General features: G+C 63.0%; 12 protein-coding genes, 1 tRNA gene and 1 pseudogene. 2 read left to right on the top strand and 12 right to left on the bottom strand.

Features of this window, described 5'->3' with window-relative positions:
• Window positions 1-42: 42 nt before the first annotated feature.
• Window positions 43-2,166 (top strand): family 1 glycosylhydrolase, encoded by a 2,124-nt coding sequence (locus ACM9ME_RS11580; protein ID WP_415643620.1) that lies wholly within the window; start codon window positions 43-45, stop codon window positions 2,164-2,166.
• Window positions 2,167-2,215: 49 nt separating this feature from the next.
• On the opposite strand, the pseudogene ACM9ME_RS11575 reads toward ACM9ME_RS11580, so the two are convergent.
• From ACM9ME_RS11575 to ACM9ME_RS11555, 5 genes and pseudogenes are all read right to left on the bottom strand, one after another.
• Window positions 2,216-3,874 (bottom strand): annotated as a pseudogene (locus ACM9ME_RS11575) (DNA methyltransferase); the annotation flags it as partial.
• A gap of 147 nt (window positions 3,875-4,021) precedes the next feature.
• Window positions 4,022-4,615 (bottom strand): hypothetical protein, encoded by a 594-nt coding sequence (locus ACM9ME_RS11570; protein ID WP_415643619.1) that lies wholly within the window; start codon window positions 4,613-4,615, stop codon window positions 4,022-4,024.
• Window positions 4,616-4,745: 130 nt separating this feature from the next.
• A complete protein-coding gene (locus tag ACM9ME_RS11565) occupies window positions 4,746-5,267 on the bottom strand; it encodes a hypothetical protein (protein WP_415643618.1) in 522 nt (173 codons plus the stop codon).
• Window positions 5,267-5,971: a hypothetical protein gene (locus tag ACM9ME_RS11560; RefSeq protein ID WP_415643617.1), complete on the bottom strand. Its 705-nt coding sequence runs from the start codon at window positions 5,969-5,971 to the stop codon at window positions 5,267-5,269. The genes ACM9ME_RS11565 and ACM9ME_RS11560 overlap by 1 nt, the downstream gene beginning before the upstream one ends.
• A 79-nt stretch (window positions 5,972-6,050) precedes the next feature.
• Window positions 6,051-6,839, bottom strand: coding sequence for a hypothetical protein (locus tag ACM9ME_RS11555; RefSeq protein WP_415643616.1), 789 nt, complete (start codon window positions 6,837-6,839; stop codon window positions 6,051-6,053).
• Window positions 6,840-7,378: 539 nt separating this feature from the next.
• On the opposite strand from ACM9ME_RS11555, the gene ACM9ME_RS11550 reads away from it, so the two are divergent.
• The gene (locus ACM9ME_RS11550) at window positions 7,379-10,750 is read left to right on the top strand and encodes a MobA/MobL family protein (RefSeq protein WP_415643615.1); all 3,372 of its coding nucleotides are present in this window, start codon (window positions 7,379-7,381) and stop codon (window positions 10,748-10,750) included.
• An 848-nt stretch (window positions 10,751-11,598) separates the two neighbouring features.
• On the opposite strand, the gene ACM9ME_RS11545 is transcribed toward ACM9ME_RS11550, so the two are convergent.
• The 7 genes from ACM9ME_RS11545 to radA all read right to left on the bottom strand — a co-directional run bounded on the left by ACM9ME_RS11545 (window position 11,599) and on the right by radA (window position 19,075).
• The gene (locus ACM9ME_RS11545) at window positions 11,599-12,396 is read right to left on the bottom strand and encodes a hypothetical protein (protein ID WP_415643614.1); all 798 of its coding nucleotides are present in this window, start codon (window positions 12,394-12,396) and stop codon (window positions 11,599-11,601) included.
• A 536-nt stretch (window positions 12,397-12,932) separates the two neighbouring features.
• The gene (locus ACM9ME_RS11540; protein ID WP_415643613.1) at window positions 12,933-14,864 is read right to left on the bottom strand and encodes a DUF6538 domain-containing protein; all 1,932 of its coding nucleotides are present in this window, start codon (window positions 14,862-14,864) and stop codon (window positions 12,933-12,935) included.
• Between the two features lie 102 nt (window positions 14,865-14,966).
• Window positions 14,967-15,041, bottom strand: a tRNA-Glu gene (locus tag ACM9ME_RS11535).
• Window positions 15,042-15,093: 52 nt separating this feature from the next.
• Window positions 15,094-16,041 carry an endolytic transglycosylase MltG gene (gene mltG / locus ACM9ME_RS11530; protein ID WP_415643612.1) on the bottom strand — a complete coding sequence of 316 codons (948 nt, stop codon included), beginning with the start codon at window positions 16,039-16,041 and terminating at the stop codon, window positions 15,094-15,096.
• A gap of 9 nt (window positions 16,042-16,050) precedes the next feature.
• The gene (gene fabF, locus ACM9ME_RS11525; protein WP_415643611.1) at window positions 16,051-17,313 is read right to left on the bottom strand and encodes a beta-ketoacyl-ACP synthase II; all 1,263 of its coding nucleotides are present in this window, start codon (window positions 17,311-17,313) and stop codon (window positions 16,051-16,053) included.
• Between the two features lie 85 nt (window positions 17,314-17,398).
• Window positions 17,399-17,635, bottom strand: a complete 237-nt coding sequence (locus ACM9ME_RS11520; RefSeq protein WP_415643610.1) for an acyl carrier protein — start codon at window positions 17,633-17,635, stop codon at window positions 17,399-17,401.
• 78 nt (window positions 17,636-17,713) lie between these two features.
• On the bottom strand, window positions 17,714-19,075 hold the full coding sequence (gene radA / locus ACM9ME_RS11515) for a DNA repair protein RadA (RefSeq protein ID WP_415643609.1): 1,362 nt from the start codon (window positions 19,073-19,075) through the stop codon (window positions 17,714-17,716).
• Between the last annotated feature and the right edge of the window lie 108 nt (window positions 19,076-19,183).

The following is a 19,183-nucleotide window of genomic DNA, read 5'->3' as shown; positions in this document are numbered from 1 at the left end:
CGTGGCGGGAACCAGGGATGACGCTTGGCATTTTGCGGGGGCATGATGATTGAGATCTGGGGCGGCCACGAGTGTACCGTGAATCGGGTAGGGAATGTCTATCGCGACCAGACACGCATGTCCGGCCATCACGATCGGTTGGATGACCTGGATCGTTTCGCCGAACTCGGACTTCGCCGTATTCGTTACCCTGTTCTCTGGGAACGCACAGTAACAGAATTCCCCGGCCAGTATGACTGGAGTTGGCCCGACGAACGACTGAACCGTCTGCGCAAGCTTGAAATCGATCCGATAGTTGGGCTCGTGCACCATGGCTCCGGACCGGCCTGGACCAGCCTGATCGACGACAAATTTGCAACCCAGCTGGCAGAGTACGCCGGCGCGGTTGCTGAGCGTTATCCTTGGGTGATTCACTGGACGCCGATCAACGAACCTCTCACAACGGCGAGGTTCAGCGCACTTTATGGGCATTGGTACCCACATGCGCAGGATGAGCGGGTGTTTTGGCTAGCCCTTCTCAATCAAATCGATGCCACGCGATTGGCTATGAAAGCGATCCGGCGCGTCACTCCATCCGCGCGCCTGGTGCAAACAGACGATCTCGGGCGGACTTATGCGAGCCCCGGCGTTCAAGACGTTGCCGAACATTATAATGAACGTCGTTGGATGTCCTGGGATTTACTTTGCGGGCGCGTTGTTCCGGGGCATCCCTTCTGGGTTCGGCTGTGCGACTTTGGCCTCGAGCCGCGCCTCTACGTGATGGCCAACGAGCCCTGCACGCCAGATATCATCGGCATCAATCACTATGTTACGAGCGATCGGTACCTTGACGATGCGCCAGATGGAGGGCCCCTGCCAGACGTCGGATATCACGACAGGGTGGCCGCTAGGGAACTGTCGGAAGCCATCAATGGTCTGGAAGTCGCGATACGCGATTGCTGGTCGCGCTATAGCCTACCGATTGCAATCACTGAATGTCATCTCGCCTGCACACGCGAGGAACAGCTGCGATGGTTGTCCCGATCGCTAGAGACGTGCGAAAGCTTGGCTGCTGATTCAGTCGACGTGCGAGCGATAACGATATGGGCGTTGCTCGGTGCGTTCGACTGGAACAGCCTCCTAACCAGTCGGTTGAACCACTATGAGTCGGGAGCGTTCGACGTAAGCGGCCCATCTCCCCGCCCAACGGCACTTGCGGCACTCATCGCCGACGTGACGACAAGAAGCCGTAGTCGGCTTCCGCACATCATAAAGGGGGAGGGCTGGTGGCAACGCGATATTAGGCTGGTCGCAGGTGGGAGATCCTCTGAATTCGATGTTCCCCGCGATCAGCCTATCTTGATCACGGGCGCAACCGGCACGCTTGGGCGAGCCTTCGCGGGTGCGTGCCACCTGCGAGGATTAGACTACATCCTGACGAACCGCGACACGCTGGCCATTGAGAACAAGCAGAGCGTTGCCGCTGCGTTGGACAGGTTCAAACCGCATTTAGTGATCAACGCCGCCGGATGGGTGCGTGTCGATGACGCCGAAACGCAGGAAACCGAAGCCCACCGAGCCAACGCAATCGGTCCCATTTCCGTCGCCTCGGCTGCAAAGGAGCGCGGGATACGCACTGTCCATTTTTCGAGCGATCTTATTTTCGGCGGTCAGCGAAACGCGCCGTGGTCTGAAAGCGATACGCCGTGTCCGATGAATGCCTACGGGCGCGGAAAGGCGGCGATGGAGGCGGGGCTTCGCGAGCATCATCCTGACGCCTTGGTCGTTCGAACGGCCGCGTTCTTCTCCCCCTACGACGAGCAGAATTTTGCTCGCGCAGTTGAGGCAGCGTTAAGATCGGGCGAAAAGTTTTATGCTGCCGCTGACGAAGTGATCAGCCCGACTTATGTTCCCGACCTCGTGAACGCGACGCTCGATCTGGCGCTCGATGGAGAGTGTGGCGTCTGGCATCTGACGAACGGAAGCGCCGTGAGCTGGGAAGCGTTTGCGCGCATGATCGCTCGTGCGCTGGCTCTCCCGGAGCAGCTCGTAGTTCAAGATTATTCATGTGACCGCCCCGCCAAGCGGCCAGCTTTCGCGGCATTAAGCTCTCGCCGGGGCCGTCTGATGCCATCTCTCGCCAGTGGGATTTCACGCTATGCCGCCGAACGTTTTGAAGCCAGATGACGGTCCAATTCTCCCTTCTGACAGTTGAGCGGCACCAGTCACTGTATTCGATAGCTTTGATGAGCCATCCGCTGACGTAATCCGCGTCTTTGAACGCTACGTCCCCGGCATACGCCCGACATAGATCTGCTTTTTGCGGCTCTAATTGCTTACGGGCGCCGATGTATGGCGGGTTGCCGCAAAGATACGTTTCATCACGCTCGTCTTTTAGCCCGGTTTCTTCCAACGCTAACCGGCCGGTCAGCCCACCGAGGTCATGCTCGACTGCAGGAGCAGCGTGGACTGGCGGGCACACCTCAAGCCAGTCTAATTGCAGCGCATTTCCCACCGTAATCTGCCCCGTCTTGTGTAGCGGCAGCACCATCGCCCGCGCTTCCTGCTGGCTGAGATACAGGCAATCAGCCTGGAACTCGGCGATTAGCAGCGCGAGGCGGGCGATCTCGGCAGCGAAGCTCTTGATCTCGATACCGTAGAAATTGGAGAGCGCGATGACGCTGCGGCGTTCATCCAGCTTGAGATTCGCTTCTCCGCCTAGCCGCGCGACGATCTCGGCTTCAATCTTTCGCATCTCCTTATAAGCGATGACCAGGAAATTGCCCGATCCGCATGCCGGGTCGAACACGCGGATGCTCGCCAGCCGCTTGCGCAAATTGCGCAGTTTCTGCTTGCTGTCGCCCGCCGCATCCAGCTGCGCGCGCAGGTCGTCGAGGAACAGCGGGTTCAGCACCTTCAGGATGTTGGGCACGCTGGTATAGTGCATGCCCAGCTCGCCGCGCTCGCCATCGTCGGCGACCGCCTGGATCATCGATCCGAAGATGTCCGGGTTGATCTCCTTCCAATCGAGTTCGCCGGCGCTGAGCAGATAGGCGCGCGCGGTGCGGCTGAACCGGGGGCATTCGCCAGCCGCGGTGAATAGCCCGCCGTTCACATACGGGAAGACGTCGGCATAGGGGCGGATGCCGGCGGCGCGGCGGTAGCGATTGTCGAGATTTCCGTCGTGTTTGACAGCCGTCTCCATCGCCAGGAACAGGTGCTGCAGCACTTCGTGCGTGTTGCCCCATTGCGCGTCGCCGGTGCCGTGGCCGGCCTCCGACATCTTGGCGACGGTGGCGGTGAACAGCCCCTCGCCGTTGAAGATGCCGGTATCCTCGGCGAAATAGCAGAAGATCAGCCGAGCCATGAACTGGTTGAGCGCGTGCCGTCGCTCCTCGGTCGCCCAGTCCGGATTGTCGTTGAACAGCGTGACGTAGAGCTTGTTGAGTCGCCCCGTCGCCTTGATGTCGACCGGGTTGTTTTTGATTTCCTTGACGGTGGAGATGCCCGCGAGCGGCAGGAACGTCGCGAAATGATTCGGCAGGTGAGCATAGACGCACGCGATCATATCGCCGCCGACCAGATCCTCGGCCTCGACGGTATCGCCATCGGTGGCCAGGATGAACTTGGCCTTGTTCGACGCGGTCCTGGGACTGGCTCGCAAAGCGGCGAGCGCATCATGCACGCCGCCAGCGGGTGCGACGGCGATGTGGATGTTCCCCCGCCAGAGGACGCCGCCGATCACGTCGGACTGGTTCGAGTCGCCTTTGCGCAAGCGCTTCAGCGTGGTGTCACGGGCGCTGAACGCTGCGAGAAACTGGAAGGCAAACTCCGCGGAATCGAAAGGCTGGAGCGCCAGTTCGGATACGGCTTCTTCGATTTCGACGGCGTTCATGCCGACAGCTTGCCTGTCCGCAATGGGAGTGGGCAATCCGCTTTCGACGGGGAGGGCTTCCATCCATGCGTTTCTGCGGGTGCTGTTGATGAGAATCGTCGGACGGCTCATCGGCGCGGGGTTGGGAGGGGGCGTCGCGCTCCGATGTTAGATTGGCGGCAGCCCGTTCTTCTTTCGATATATCTTGCGCCCCGTCGGCCCGAGGGAACGGGAAATGATGATCCGACGATGATGGATCGGACCCTGCGGCGACTGCTTCAGATAGAAGTGACCGGCGTAAGGGGCGTCGATCCCCTTCGCCATATATTTGGCGATCCTGCTCGTCGTCTTCGCAGGCTGCACCATCAGGCAGCGGTTAGGCATGTTGGGGGCGAGCTTCTTCAGCGCGCGGCGGATGCGCTTTTCGAGATCGTCCCGATCGAGCGGCGACCAGCGCAGCAGCCAGTGAACGTGGATTGGCCCGTTCGGCGGGTTTTCCCACACGGCGATCGCATCGAAACTGCCCTGCGCCTTGCTCTGCTTCACACGGTAGTTCCAGGCGCGTCGTGTATTCTCCCAGATCTTTCGGAACAGCTCATACGGCTGCACGCTGCCGACCAGCGCGGAACTGAACTCGATTGTGATCGCCGTGTCCATCGGCGACAGGGCCTTGCGGGCGAACCGCTCGGCATGGAGCAGCGATCGGGCGCTCTCCGGTCGCAAGCACATACCCTTGGGCAACTGGGCCACTCCGGGGGTCATGGAGGATCGCCACATGCACCTACGCTAGCAGCCACCCGTTAAGGTCTCGGCAACCCGGTTTTCGTCGGTAGTAGACCCCCCCGGTGACTTAATATAATCAATGGCTGGGCGATGCGGCCTCCGCCCGACGTCACGGGGCCAGCAACTGGACCATTCCGCAGATCGCAATCACGGCGACGATCAGCAGCACACCTGACGCGAAAATGTCGTGTCGCGCGGCCATGATGCGCTCGGCATCCTGTTCGCCGTGGCTGGTAAAATAGAATGCGTGGCGAAGGTAGGCGAACAGCGGAGATGCCGACCTATCCACGGGAACCACGTGGTCATCGGAGAACATCGATCCGCGCTGCTTTGCGGTGCGTATCACCTTCCGACCGGCCTCGTCCACGTTGCGCACGGTCGTAGCCAGGTCCGCCGTCACGCCGCGCAGTCCGGCGATAAACGCCTTCTCGTCCGACGTGCGGCGATCGACAGTCTCGTCGAAGCGGTCGGCGGCGTGCAGCAGAACGACGTAGAACCGCGCGAGCGCATCTCCTTCGGTGATGCCGAGCAGCTGCTCCGCGCGGATTAGCGCCTCCGTCGTCTGGGACGAAGGCGCATGTCCGTAAATGGCGATGTACAGGTTCACGATCGCCGAGGTGCCGCCAGACATCAGTAGATGCTCGCCAGCGTCGCGACGACCTCGTCCTCCCACATCTCGAATGCCGCGACGTTCCCGAAGGTCATGCGCGGTGCCTGCGGCAGCATGTCGAGGCCGATCTCGTCCTTGCGGAAACGGTCATAGAGATGGGACGTCAGGCCGGGCATCTTCAGGACGATGCCTCCTTCGGAACGGACGCTGTCGAGCAGGTCGCGATCGACGTTGCTGTAGTCGCGCAGATCGCCATGCCAACGTGGCATGTTCAGGATGAGCTGGCCCGGGATGTCGGAAGCGCGCAGCGCGTCCAGCGTCGTGCGCGACGCGGCGTCGAGGCCCATCGTCCACGTGACGGCGACCTTCATGAGATTGGGGTATTTCTTCTGTACGTAGCGGATGAGATGGTGGACGCGGTCAAGATCTTCGAGCCGCCCGCCCGGCACGTTGACGAAAATGCGGGCACCGGGACCCGCCTGCTGCACGGCGCTCAGGATCTGGTCCGCGGCGTCGTCGCTCTTCAGGTCGACCTCGTGGACGGTGTGGCGGTCAGCGTACGCATTAGACACGTCGGCCTGCGTCACGCTGCACTCGACGAAGACGATGGGATCGCCACGCTTCATCACGGCATGTGCGGCCGTGACGAGGCTCCCCGTCGATCCGACCCCGCCTTTCTCTTTTTCAAACAAGTGCAGGTAGCGGTAATGGTTGTTCGTGTTCATGATGGGGCTCCATTATGTGAATTTCATTCTCCGCGTGGCAACCAAGGAGGCGATCGAGCGAGCGGGAAGCTGCGAGGTTTCATCGCTGCCTCCGCTGTTCTTTCTGTAGGCGGGCGATTTCGGTGACCGACAGTCGCGCGCCGTTCTGATCGAAGGTCGACAGGCTCTCGATGACCGCGGGAACGACGCGATCTGCCTTCACGGCCATGTTCGGCTTGTCGCCTCCCGCGATCGGCACATCCGTCGCGGAGGCATTGGTCGATGCGCGTTCCACCGGCGGAAAGTGCGGGCGCGCGTTGGCGGCAATGCGCTCCAGAATGGCGCGGCCATCCGGCATGTCCGCGAACGTCAGAATCTTCGTCGCCACGCCGTTCCGGTTCGCACCGGTCGCCTCTAGGTCGCGGAGAGGCTCCAGCGCCGTATGCCACTGATTGCCGGTGTCGATGGCAGCAATTACGGCCCGCGCCACGTCCTCGCCCAGATCGGTCGCCTGGATCGCCCGGCGACGCGGTGTCGGTGCGCCGCTGCCCTTCGATCCGGGAGGGCCTGCGAACGCCTGTTCTCCCAGTGCCACGGTGATGGCGCGTACACGGATGATCGCGAGGGCGATCCGGAGAGCAGCTGCGGCTGTGGGCGGCGACCCTGCCTCATGAATGACCGTGTTGAGTTCGGTGTCCGCTCTGTCGAGTTCGTCGATCAGCTGCTCGCGGCCGTGGCGCGGATGGGCGAGGATGGACCTGAACCGCGGCGTCGCATGACGCTCGACCTCCGCCGACATGCCGAGGGCGAGCTTATACAGCGCGGGTCCGACGATCTCCCGAAGCGCAACCTCGCTCCGCAGGTCGATCGCAGTGTCGCGCGCGGACATATACCCACGCGCGGATGATGCGGCCGCGCTGACGACGAGGTCGGTTGCGACGCCGATCAGTGCATCAAGGGCCGACTGAAGCTGCTGCAGCGTAAAGTCCTCCGCCGGATCGAAAGCAGTCCGATCTCAGGCGGAGATCCATTTACGTTGCCGAATTACGCATGTCTCGCAAGAACGTTATTTGCGCATGCGGAAATATCGCGGGCCGGCGGTCGACGTAAGTGATCAGACGAATACCCTTTCCTGATGTAATCTAACGGCAGTTTCACCTTACATCAGGTAATATAGCGCTCAAAAGTATTACTGATTTTCAGGCGCACTACCGCTAAGTTGGCAAGCCAACTTAGCTGCGCGTATCAGCACAGTCTGATCGAGAATATAACCGGTCACACGCGACGGCGACAACATACCGTCGCCGATTCTCCAAAACCCCTTTTCTATAATTTCGAAAAAGGGTTTTGGGGGCAGTTTGGCATGGTTTCCGTCACGATCCGAAAACCACTCCAGACGCGCAATCCCGCGCGTCTGGGAGATGCGGTGTGGCCGACGACAGGACTGCTCTGCTCAAGCGAAGAGCCGAACAGGCCAACCAGAAATACGCGCTGCTGCGTGAAGGGTTGGAACCAGAAATCGCTGACGACGTGCTCGGCGTCGTACGTTGGCGGCCCAGCCGTCAGGCGCCGGAACGCCAGCAAGCGGAGGCCGGCGATCGAATCCCGTTCCACGTGCCGATGACCCGCGCGCATCGGCTGGCCACCTCCGAGGGCGCGACGTCGTTTCACTTCGCGCATTCCTTCATCAACAAGGTCTCGGCCGAACGGATGGAGGATGGGCGGCGCAACCGCCCGGGCGCCGCGCGGGCGCACAATCGGTACGTCGAGCGTGAAACGGCGGTGGCGATCCTGGCGGACGCTGTCGACCCGGTCGCCGCATCTCCCTCGATCGAGCCGACCAACGCGGCCGGCCATGAGGAGAATGAACGTGAAAGAGAAGCAGAAGAAGATGGAGTTGCCGCCGGTCAAACCAGCGGTCGATCCGAAGGAGCTGACGCCGGACGACCTTTTCTACAGCGAAACCTTGAAATCCTTGGCGACTTCCCATCGGGAGTTGATGCCGGACCCGGTGCCGATCTGTGTCTCCTGTCCGGCTTCGAACTGGTACGTCATGGACGACACCCTGAGCTGCTGGTGCAAAGAGCTGCGGAAATACCCGTGGACGCCGGGCCGTTCGCTGCCGTTGTGCGACAGTCGTCGCCCCGCCAGGGACGCCATGCTGGCACGCAAGCGGCAGTAGCGGCGCGGACGCCGTCCGGCCATGATCGCTACATCGTCCGCGGCGGCGCGGTGGCAAGTCAGCCGGACGGCGACCGCGCTCTGTTCACCAACATCGATGCCGATCCGTCCAAGCGCGCCGAGTTCTGGACGCTGGTCGAGGAGCACGAGCGGTCGGGCGGGTCGGACCAGATGTCGTGCCGCTTTGCCGACCGGCCGGATTTCTGGGCCGCGGTCGTCCGGCGGAACGATTGCCCACCGGCGTTGCGGGATCAATATGGGGGCGCTGATCACGATGAAATCGTCCGGTTCGACATCGATTCCGGCGATGCGATGCGCAAGTTCCTCGAGCAACAGGATCGCTGGGTCGCCAAGGACGGCGACGACCAGACATTCGCCAAGTTTCACGACGGGCGCGCCGGCCGCACCCAGTATCGTATCGTCGGCGAGCTGCCGAACGAATTGCCCATGGCCGGCAAGGTGCAGCTGCTGCGAGACTTCACCGACGAGTTTCGCCGCCGTCGTATCCCGTTCGTCGCGGTTATGCACGCGCCGGATCACAACAACGACGAAAAGAACTGGCACTTCCACCTCGTTTATTACGACCGGCCCTGCGCCCGCATCACGGCGGCGCAGATCGCCGAACTCGAACGAAGCGACCATGACACCAGCCGGCTCGCGCCTGGCATGTGGGACTTCGCCGCCGTTACAGTGAAGAGGGATCGCGTGAACCGCGAGCTTTGGCCGCTGCGCCAGAAGAAGGTCGCGCAGGTCGGCAACGATCGCTGGATCAAGGACCTGCGCCGGCGTTTCGCCGCGCTGACCAACGTCCAGCTTGAGAAGGCGGACGTTACCCGCCGGGTCGATCCGCGCCGCCATGCCGATATGGGAATCGTCGCCGATCCGCAGGAGCATCTCGGTACGCGGCAGGCAGCAGCGGAAGCGCGCGGCGCGGCGACCGCCGCCGGCACCCGGAACGAGGAGCGCCAATCGAAGGCGATCCTGGCGCAGATCGACGCAAGGCGGGATGCTGCACATGCCGAGGCTGCTCGCCGCGTCGAAGGATGGCGCGCGCGTTTGGCCAGGCGATCGGGATCCGGCGCTACTGGTGACGGCGATCCGACCGCCCGGTTTGAGGCCGATCTGATCGCGGCCGCCGATCTCGACCATCTCGCCGCAACCCTGCAGCACGCCGACGACCGCGCCGCGTCTCGCGCCCGGAATCTGACCCGGATCAACGGACAGCTGGTGCGAGCGATCGATGCGGATCCATCGGCCGGGTCACGCCGCGAACATCAGCGGCGCGCGGACATCGTCGTGGCGGCCGGGAGATACCTGCATGTGCTGGATGTCGCGCTGCGCCACGATCGCAGCCTTGTCGCCGAATGTGCGGCCGAAGCCGAACGGCTGCGCGGTGCAGCCGTGATCGCCGAGGCAAGGTTAGAGTCGCTCGTTACCGTGCCGGTCAGCGTGTCGCCGCCGGCCAAAAACGTGGTGCCGCCCGTGACCGCAGCGATCGACCCCGTCGAGCAATGGCTCCGGCAGGTGGAGGCACGCCGCCCGTTGATCGTAACCGATGGGTTGCGCTTCACGCTGGCCAAGGGCGCGATGCCGGTCGGCGTCACCGCAACGCGCGTGCAAACGCAGCTTAAGACCCTTTATGGTCGCCAGCAGCGGGAAATCGCCGGTGTCGTGCGACAGCTGCCTGCCAATCGCCTGTCGCTCAGCACGCGCACCATCGAAGGCCGGAAGCGGCATCTTCTCGATGAGGTCGATCCTGCGCTGGCACGATCCTTTTTCCGTTATCAGGATAGCCCGGCGATTAAGGCTGCAATCGACGATATCTTTGCCGGCCGCTTCACCAGCGCGGACCGGACGAGACCTCCTGCCGGGCATGTTCCAGTCGAGATTGCCCGCGAGCCATCGGTGACCACACCAGCTGCGTCACTCGTTCCATCGAAGCAACAGGCCGTGCCGGTGATCGCGCACCTGCCTGCGAACCTCGCGCCCGCGCCACCGGTCGAGCCGGTACCACGTGCGCCAATACCTACAACGCCGGCGCCAGCGACCGTCGCCTCGGCGATACCTACTCCTGCAATGCCGCCCCCGCTGCTCGATGCTACGACGATCGCCCGCGACCTCGTCAATCGCAACGTATCGCTCACGTTCGACGAAGACGACAGGATCGATAAATCTGCGCTCTTGGCGGCCAAGGTCGATCCCAGCGTAGTCGAAACGTTGCAGCGAAGCCCGTTTCTTATTGGCCGGGTATTCAAGCAAGTCGAGCAGGCGCTGGCGCAGGTTCAAGCACACGTGACCGCCAAGCCCTTGAATCTAGTCCGCAAGGGTGAGCAGATCACGCTTGGTGGTGATGCGCCTGCGGCGCTCATTCATCTATCGCGTTTCCATGGTCGCGCGCCCCACATGCAGGAGCGTCTGCGTCGTTTGCATGATGACCTGAATGCGCCAGAGGCGGTGCAGCCTCGACGTGCTGTGGGGCTCGTCGAGGATCGGCCTACACCGACCACGTTGGTTCAAGTGTCCAGCGACCAACCCCGGCCGGAGACCAAAGCGGATATCCTGTACGGCGACGCAGCTAGGCAGGCGGCCTTGCGGGCATCGTGGCAACGCGGCCAATAGTCGTTCAAATGCCGATCGGCGAAATTGTGAACAATTTCAAATGTTGGGCCGGCAAAACCGGCCCAGCATTTTCCAGTCCATCTCTGGATGACCGTTACGGCAGAAACATTTGCGTGTGGCTTCGCCGTTTTGGAAAACTTGTTCGCAGGCGAGCGCACCCTGCGGTGCCTCGCCTCCGCAAGGCTATAGTTGCAGTATGGGCGGCTTCTATGTCACGGTTAGGCGCTTGGCTTCGGCGCAATCGGCTGCCGCCACAGCTATCATATTGGCCAACGCACTCCGTGGCTTTGTGAGAACGTCATGACCCATTTTGCGCTACCGTTCAGCATTCGCCGATGTCGCGGTGACAGCGCGGCACTCCTCGGCTTGCTGCGCCGCAGTGTCGGGAGCTTCGCGCATCGCTGCGGTTGTATCTCGATCGGCATCCGCATCAGCACGGCTGACGCCGCCGCGTCCAGATCCTGTTTCGCTCGGCGATGCTCCTGGTCAGCGCGGGCGCGGCCTTCGCCTTAGGCGGCATGATCCTGTCCGTGGTGGTCGTATGACCTCGCCGGTCGGTGTCGAGGCACCAACGACCAAGCCGGTAAGAGGGACATCACTTTGGATTCGGCCAGTCCTTCATCGCGCGCTGCAGGTAAGGGATCCAATTCGGTATTTGCGTGGGCTCACTTCGTGGAACTAACTCCTAGTTCCGCAGTGAGCGATGAGGCTCTGCCCCCACTACCCCGAACGGCCCTGCGCGAAGACGTTACGGGCCGCAGCTTGCCGGCCACGGAAAAGCCGAACGGGAAGGCCCAAACTGAAAACCGCGCCGTCGCCATAACGACGATGGCGTAGGCGGCTGCGGATCAGCCCCGGTCGTCACCGGCCACCTCCGCCTCATCGGCGACGTTGTTGGTCACGAGCGGCATCTCGGCCTGACCACCCAAGGGGCGGTCTGCTTTCGTTGCCTGGGGCTGCTCCGGCTCATTGGGCTCCTCTACCGGCTGGGCCATTGACGGCGCGTCGGCAATGCTGGCCGTTTCAACGCCGGTCGAGCCGCCGGCGCCGATATCATCGCCGTCGGACGCGTGCTTACCATCGACGTTGGACAGCGCCGCTGTTTTCGACCGCAGTGCCTGAAACAGCAGATCGCGCTCTTCCAGTCGACCGTGCATGCGCTGAACGTGCTCGCGTTCCTGTTTGAGCTCGCTGATCAGCGACTGCAACCGGGCCTGCGCGTCGCTCAACTCCGCCTCGGTTTCTGTCAGGCTCTGAAGCACCTCAGCATTGCGGCGGGATTGGTCTGCGCAAAGCCGCTCCAGCGCCATCACCCGCATCGCCGTCGTCTGCTCGAACTTACCAGCGACTCCGCGCACGATTGACGTAACGCGCTGCATGATTTCGGCCTTCAGGTGGTCAGTCCATTCCTCCAACTGGACCGTTGCGTCTGCGGGCATATCTACCGGCGGGGCGCCGGGAACGGCCTGTTGCTGCCTCAGCCACTCCTCGAACATTGCGTAAAATTCGCCGTTTGGTTTCCGGCCGAATGCCGCCATGGAGACGGCGTAACCAGATAATTCGGACGCGCTAACGCCCGTCTGGAATACGATCTGATCGGCTTTAGCGCAGATCGTCTTAAAGCGCTGATTGCGGTTATTAGTCATGGTTGTTGTCCTCCTCGGGAGGACCAGAGCCACCGTCCGCGCTGTCGCTCGCTAACGCTCGCTGTCGCGCGATAACGCGCGTGTCGCAGAAGATGCGGTTCTGGTCCGTCAGCTTGTTGGGACGCCGCCAGCGGCGGCACCCGTTTATATCGCCGACGAGATATTTAGGCTCCAGCCCGCCGTGACGGCGCACAACGCAGGTGTCGAACCTGGAGCGACACTGCGATAACGGGGAGATAACGCCGTGCGACATCGCGCTGGCGCGCGATCATGACACGTATAGCGGTCATGAACGCGACCAACACCGACAACAGCCTACGCGTTGCGTCCGGACCACCAAGGCGGCGTTGCACGAAACGAGCAGCGACCGCTAGCAGCTCACCGATCATCTCCCAGACCGACGTATCCGTGAATGCCCCCGCAGCGGCTTCTTTGTCAGACAAGGCGAGATCGTCGTTCACAAAAGCATTATAGGGGGAAGGCCGCCAGCCGCCAAATCAACTTCGACCTTTTTTCGCATCTACGCCGACAGGGCTTCACCGTGTTGTAGTAACACGCGGCTGTTCGGCGCGCAGCAACAATCGTTTGTGGGCGCAGGCGACGACTGCATCCCACGGCACGCTGCGGAACTCGAGGCGATCGATGCTCTCTTTGAGCGCATCGATCGGCGAGCCCTGCCCGTATTTCCGGCCCACATTGAGCGACGCGTGGCCGGCCATCTGGTCAAGGTCGTGCTCACTGACCCGCCGCCGTCTTCCCTCCCGCTTGAAGTTGTGACGGGTCGAGTAGAATGACTTGTCGGGATCTTGGATGCCGAGAGCACGGATCGCATCGTTGATCTCGCGCGACAGATACTTGTAGCGATCGCCGTATTTGTCGGCGACCAGATCGGGGAAGACCCATTGTTCGCCGCGCTCGATCTGCAAGGCCACCCAGTCGAGAAATCCTGCTTCGATAACGATCCAGTGAATCGGAACGTCGCGCACCGATTGCTCGGTCTTCTGACGACGCGGACGAAGCTCGGGGGTGTCGGAGGCACCGCGCCGCTTGCGGTCGCTGCGGAAGCGCATCACCCACTCGTCGTCATTGTTCACCACTTCGCGCGGCCTGAGCTTGCAGTGCTCACCGGGCCGCGAGCCATGGAACGGGGCGAGCAGCAAGATCCAGAACAGGGTGTCGCTGCATGCATCCGGGTCGGTCATCAGCGGCGCGGTATAGATGCGGCGCAGATCCTCATCGGAGAAGTGGTCGCGTTCGGTCCCGGTGTGTTTCGAGCCCTCCACCGACAGCCCGGCGGCAGGATTGGCAGCGATCCATTCCTCGTCTACAGCGACCGCCAGCAGCGACCGGATCGCGGCCAGATGCTTGCCGACCGTAGGCGGGCTCAGCGTGGGCAGATTTCCCGCGTGCGCCGCAGCGATCTGTTCGCGCAACGGCAGCTCTTCGATCGCCCTTTTTGGGCGGGATGGTAGTTGCGCCACGTCGGCAAGAAAGGTTTTCACCATCCGCCGCGTGATCGCGGTCATGTCCTCGGTCCCAGTCAGGTCGCGGAAGCGGTCGACCGCGCCCTGCCACTCGTCGGCTGTCTTGTTGGGCAGTTCCGGGTCAATCCTCTTCCGCTTCTTCCACGCCGCCATCGCGTCGGTCAGCGTGCGTCTTGGCACGGCCGGCTCGACATCTCCCTGCATCGGCAGATAGGTGGCCATCGCGGTCATCATCGGCTCGATCATGGTGTCCGCGTTGGCCGGCCAGTGGCCGAAGCGGTGATCGACCAGCCGGCGCAGGATGCGCTCGGCGACGGCCTCGAACAGCCGCCCCTTGGGCTTTAACGGAGTGCCGGCGGCCTGCGCCACGATCTGTGCCTCAAACGCCATGGCCTGCCAGTCCCGCGCAGCCAGATGCGCTCGGGCCAACTCGCGGAACGCCGCCCCCTGATAGGCGACGTTGTTTTCGAACACGGCGATGCTCTCAGTCACGGCATCGCGATGGGCGAAGGTGGAGAATGCGTCGGTCGCTACCGGCTGCGTCATCGGCAGCAGGTCGACATCCACCTCGCCCAGTTCCTCCCGCTGCGCCTGCGCGGCATAGTCGCGGCCCCAGTCGATGCGCGCTCGGAAACCAATCATTCGCAGCATAAAGTAGTTGACGTTGTCGAGACCGCGGCCGACGTCAAAGCCGTCCACTTCGGAGTGGAACCGCGCGTTTGATCGCGCCAACGCTTCGAAACCCATGGCGACGATCTTGTCGGCCCGGTCATCGACAGCGGAGGCGTCCTGCTGTTCGAGGCTTGCGAACATCGCGCGCACCTCCGCCATCTTGGCAGCGTGCTTCACCAGGGCGGTGTTGATGTCGGTGGTGCCGAGCGTCTCCTTAATCTCGCGCTTGCCGACGGCAGCACGATGCCGTTCCGGCACGACAAGGCGGAACCACCAGGAACTCGAACGCTTCGGCTTATATGGCCCGGCCACACGCAATCTCATCGTTTTGGACCACCCTTTTGTATCACTGGGCGGCTGCTAAGTCGATGAAATGCGTGTAATCCGCAGAAATCCTCGCTTCTTGAGCAAGGATGGTGACCCCTACGGGAATCGAACCCGTGTTTCAGCCGTGAGAGGGCCGCGTCCTAACCGCTAGACGAAGGGGCCGCGCAAGCGAGCGCCGCCCATATGGGCAAGCGCGACGCGGGGTCAAGTTGCGCTACATCTCGCCGCGCGAACGGCGCAGCGCATAGTAACGGGCGACATTGGCGTTGTGTTCGGCGAGCGTCACGGCGAACACGCTCGACCCGTCTCCCTTGGCGACGAAGTATAATGCCTTGCTCGGCGCGGGGTCGAGCACGGCGCGGATCGAAGCCAGGCCGGGATTGGTGATCGGCCCCGGCGGCAGACCCGCGCGACGATAGGTGTTGTAAGCGCTGTCGGCGTTGATTTCGGATCGCAGGATGCGGCGGCCGAGCGGTTTTCCCTTGGTCACCGGATAGATCAAAGTCGGATCGGCCTGAAGCGGCATGCCGAGCTTCAGCCGGTTGGTGTAGACCGCCGCGACCATCCGCCGTTCGGACGGGATGCCGGTTTCCTTTTCGACGATCGCCGCGAGGTTGATCGCCTGTGCGGGACTGGTCGCCGCAGTGGAGGGCTTACGCGCCTTCCACGCATTGGCAATCGCGGTCTGCATCGCCTTTTGCATGCGGGCGAGCACGATGCTCCGCGTTTCGCCGCGCGTATAGGCGTAGTTGTCGGGGAGGATCGAGCCTTCGGGCGGTGCGGCAACCGTGCCGGCCAGCGCGGGTGCGGCGTTGATCCGCTCGGCGACGAGGATCGAGGGCAGCCCTTCCGGCACCGCGACGAAGCGTTGTACGACCTTGCCCGATTGCAGCAGCGCAAGGATGGCATTGCTGCTCATGCCCTTGACGATGCGATACTCGCCCGGGCGGATCGATTCACCGGGTCCGAACAATTTGGCGACCAGCAACAGCCGGTCGGCGGAATCGACCGCGCCCGATTTCTCCAACGTCCGCGCTGCCGCGGTCAGGCTGCTGCCGGGCGCGATGACGACGTCGACGGTTTGTTTGGCCCGGCTGCCATACCACAGGAACGCGAACGCCCCGGCGGCGATGATCAGGGCGAACAGGATCAGGCGACGCATGGGCGCTCCTTAGTCGCTGACTGCCTTGACGATGATCGAGGCGTTGGTGCCACCGAACCCGAAACTGTTGTTCAGCGCGGCGCGAACGCGGCGCTTTTTGGCCGTGTGCGGGACGAGATCGACGCCTTCGGTGCCCTCGTCGGGATCGTCGAGGTTGAGCGTCGGCGGCACGATCTGGTCGCGGATCGCGAGGATGCAGAAGATCGCCTCCACCGCGCCCGCGCCGCCCAACAAATGGCCGATTGCCGACTTCGTGCTGCTCATCGACGCGCCGCCCAGATCATTCCCCAGCACGCGCTTGACCGCGGCCAGTTCGATCGTGTCCGCCATGGTCGATGTGCCGTGGGCGTTCACATAATCGATATCCTTGGGTTCCATCCCCGCCTTGCGCAGCGCCATCTTCATCGCAAGCTCGGCGCCGCGCCCCTCGGGATGCGGCGCGGTGACGTGATAAGCGTCGCCCGACAGGCCATAGCCGACGACTTCGGCGTAGATTTTCGCGCCGCGCGCCTTGGCATGCTCATATTCCTCGAGCACGACCACGCCCGCGCCCTCGCCCATGACGAAGCCGTCGCGGCCTTTGTCATACGGGCGGCTGGCCTGTTCGGGCCGGTCGTTCATGCTCATGTTGAGCGCCTTGGCCTGCGCGAAGCCCGCGACGCCGAGCGGATTGACAGTGCTTTCCGCACCACCGGCCAGCATGATGTCGGCATCGTCGTCCTTGATCATCCGCGCTGCGTCGCCGATCGAATGCGCGCCGGTCGAACAGGCGGTGACGACCGAGTGGTTCGGCCCCATCAGGCCGTATTTGATCGATACCTGACCACTGGTCAGGTTGATCAGCCGGCCATGGACGAAGTGCGGGCTGACACGCCCGGGACCGCGCTCCTTGAGGACGATCGATTCGCTCTCGATGCCCGGCAGGCCGCCGATACCCGACCCGATCGACACGCCCGCACGTTCCTTCGTCGCTTGGTCCATCTCGGTCAGGCCGGCGTCTTCGAGCGCCTGTCCGGCGGCGTCGATCGCATAGACGATGAACGGATCGACCTGGCGCTGCACCTTGTGATCGACACGCTTGTCCGGGTCGAAGCCCCACGGGTGATCCTTGGGCTTCACCTCACCGGCAATCTTGGCCTTATGCTCGGTGGTATCGAACCGCGTGATCGGCGCGATCCCGCTTTTCCCGGCGATCAGGTTCGCCCAGACCGTCTCGACGTCCGCGCCCAATGGCGTGACAAGGCCCAATCCGGTGACGACAACGCGGCGCATGCGCGAACTCCTTCAAACGAAACAGGCCCGAACCGTTGCCGGGCCGGGCCTGTCGCAGCCCTGACGGGCAGATCGTGCGGGCAAATCAGCCCTTGTTGGTGTCGATGTAAGTGATCGCATCGTTCACGGTCGAGATCTTCTCGGCCGCGTCGTCGGGAATCTCGACGCCGAATTCTTCCTCGAACGCCATCACCAGCTCGACGATATCGAGCGAATCCGCGCCCAGATCGTCGATGAAGCTCGCTTCTTCGGTGACCTTGTCCGCATCGACGCCCAGATGCTCGACGACGATTTTCTTAACGCGGTCGGCAGTGTCGCTCATGAGACATCCTTCTTGTTCATCGGTGTGAAATGTTATCAGCGGCCCTAATGTTCCCCGCATGGGCGCGCAAGTGGGCCTTCATCCACGTCCAAGCAAGTGATCGACGAGACTGCCCAGTGAGCCGAAGCCGGCGGTCGCGATCCCTTCGCCGGTGACGCCCTTGGGCACCCAGCCGCGTTCGAAGCCCAGTTTCGCGGCTTCCTTGAGGCGCAATCCGGAGTGGGCGACGGGGCGAACTTCGCCCGACAACGCGATCTCGCCGAAGACGATGTTGGTCGCGGGGATCGGCTTTTCGGCAAATGCACTGATCAACGCGGCAGCCACGGCAAGGTCGGCGGCGGGATCGCTCAACCGATAGCCGCCCGCGATGTTCAAATACACTTCGGCCGAGCTCATCGACAGGCCGCACCGCGCCTCGAGCACCGCGAGGATCATCGCCAGCCGCCCCGAATCCCAGCCGACCACCGCGCGGCGCGGGGTCGCGCCCGATGCCAGCCGCACGGTCAGCGCCTGCACCTCGACCAGTACCGGGCGCGTGCCCTCCAAGGCTGGAAACACCACCGTTCCCGGCACGTCGTCGGCGCGGCTGGTGAGGAACAGCGACGAAGGATTGCCGACCTCGCCCAGTCCGCCCTCACCCATCGCGAACACGCCGATTTCGTCGGTGCCGCCGAAGCGGTTCTTGATCGCGCGAAGGATACGGTATTGGTGACTGCGCTCCCCTTCGAAGCTCAACACAGTATCGACCATGTGTTCGAGCACACGCGGGCCGGCGATGCTGCCGTCCTTGGTGACGTGACCGACCAGCACCACGGCGCACCCCCGCTCCTTGGCGAAGCGGATCAATTCGCCCGCCGAGGCACGAACCTGGCTGACAGTGCCGGGGGCGCCCTCGATCAGGTCCGAATGCATCGTCTGGATCGAATCGATGACGAGGAGATCGGGCGCCTGCGGAAACGTCGCGAGGATGTCGCGCACCGACGTCGCGGCGGCGAGTCCCATCGGCGCGTGACCGACGCCCAGCCGTTGCGCGCGCAGGCGGACCTGATCCGCTGCTTCCTCGCCCGACACATAGGCAACGCTCCGCCCCGCCAGCGCGAGCTTTGCCGCCGCCTGCAGCAGCAAAGTCGATTTGCCGATCCCCGGATCACCGCCGATCAGCGTGGCCGAGCCGACGACGAAACCACCGCCTAATGCGCGATCGAGTTCGCCAATGCCGCTCGACATGCGCGGCGGCAGTGCGGTCGGCGTGTCCAGTTGCACCAGCGCGACAGGTCGCCCACCAGCCTGCAAATTATGCTTTGCCGAAAACGGCGTGACGACGCCGCCGGAATCCTCGACCAGCGTGTTCCAGCCCTGACAATCGTCGCACTGTCCCTGCCAGCGCGGACTGACCGAGCCGCAACCTTGGCAGACATAGCGTTTCTGCGGCTTCGCCATACCGTTCGATTGCCCTGAACAGAGTGAGAACGCAAGCTTGCGCAGCCAGCCGTGGCAAAGCAACGCCGTCGGTCCTTGCAAAGGCAAGGCCGGCCGGGCTGCGACAAG

The organism is Sphingomonas antarctica (assembly GCF_965137005.1).
In the GTDB taxonomy this organism is placed as follows: domain Bacteria; phylum Pseudomonadota; class Alphaproteobacteria; order Sphingomonadales; family Sphingomonadaceae; genus Sphingomonas_O; species Sphingomonas_O antarctica.
This window is presented reverse-complemented; position numbering and strand designations above follow the sequence as displayed.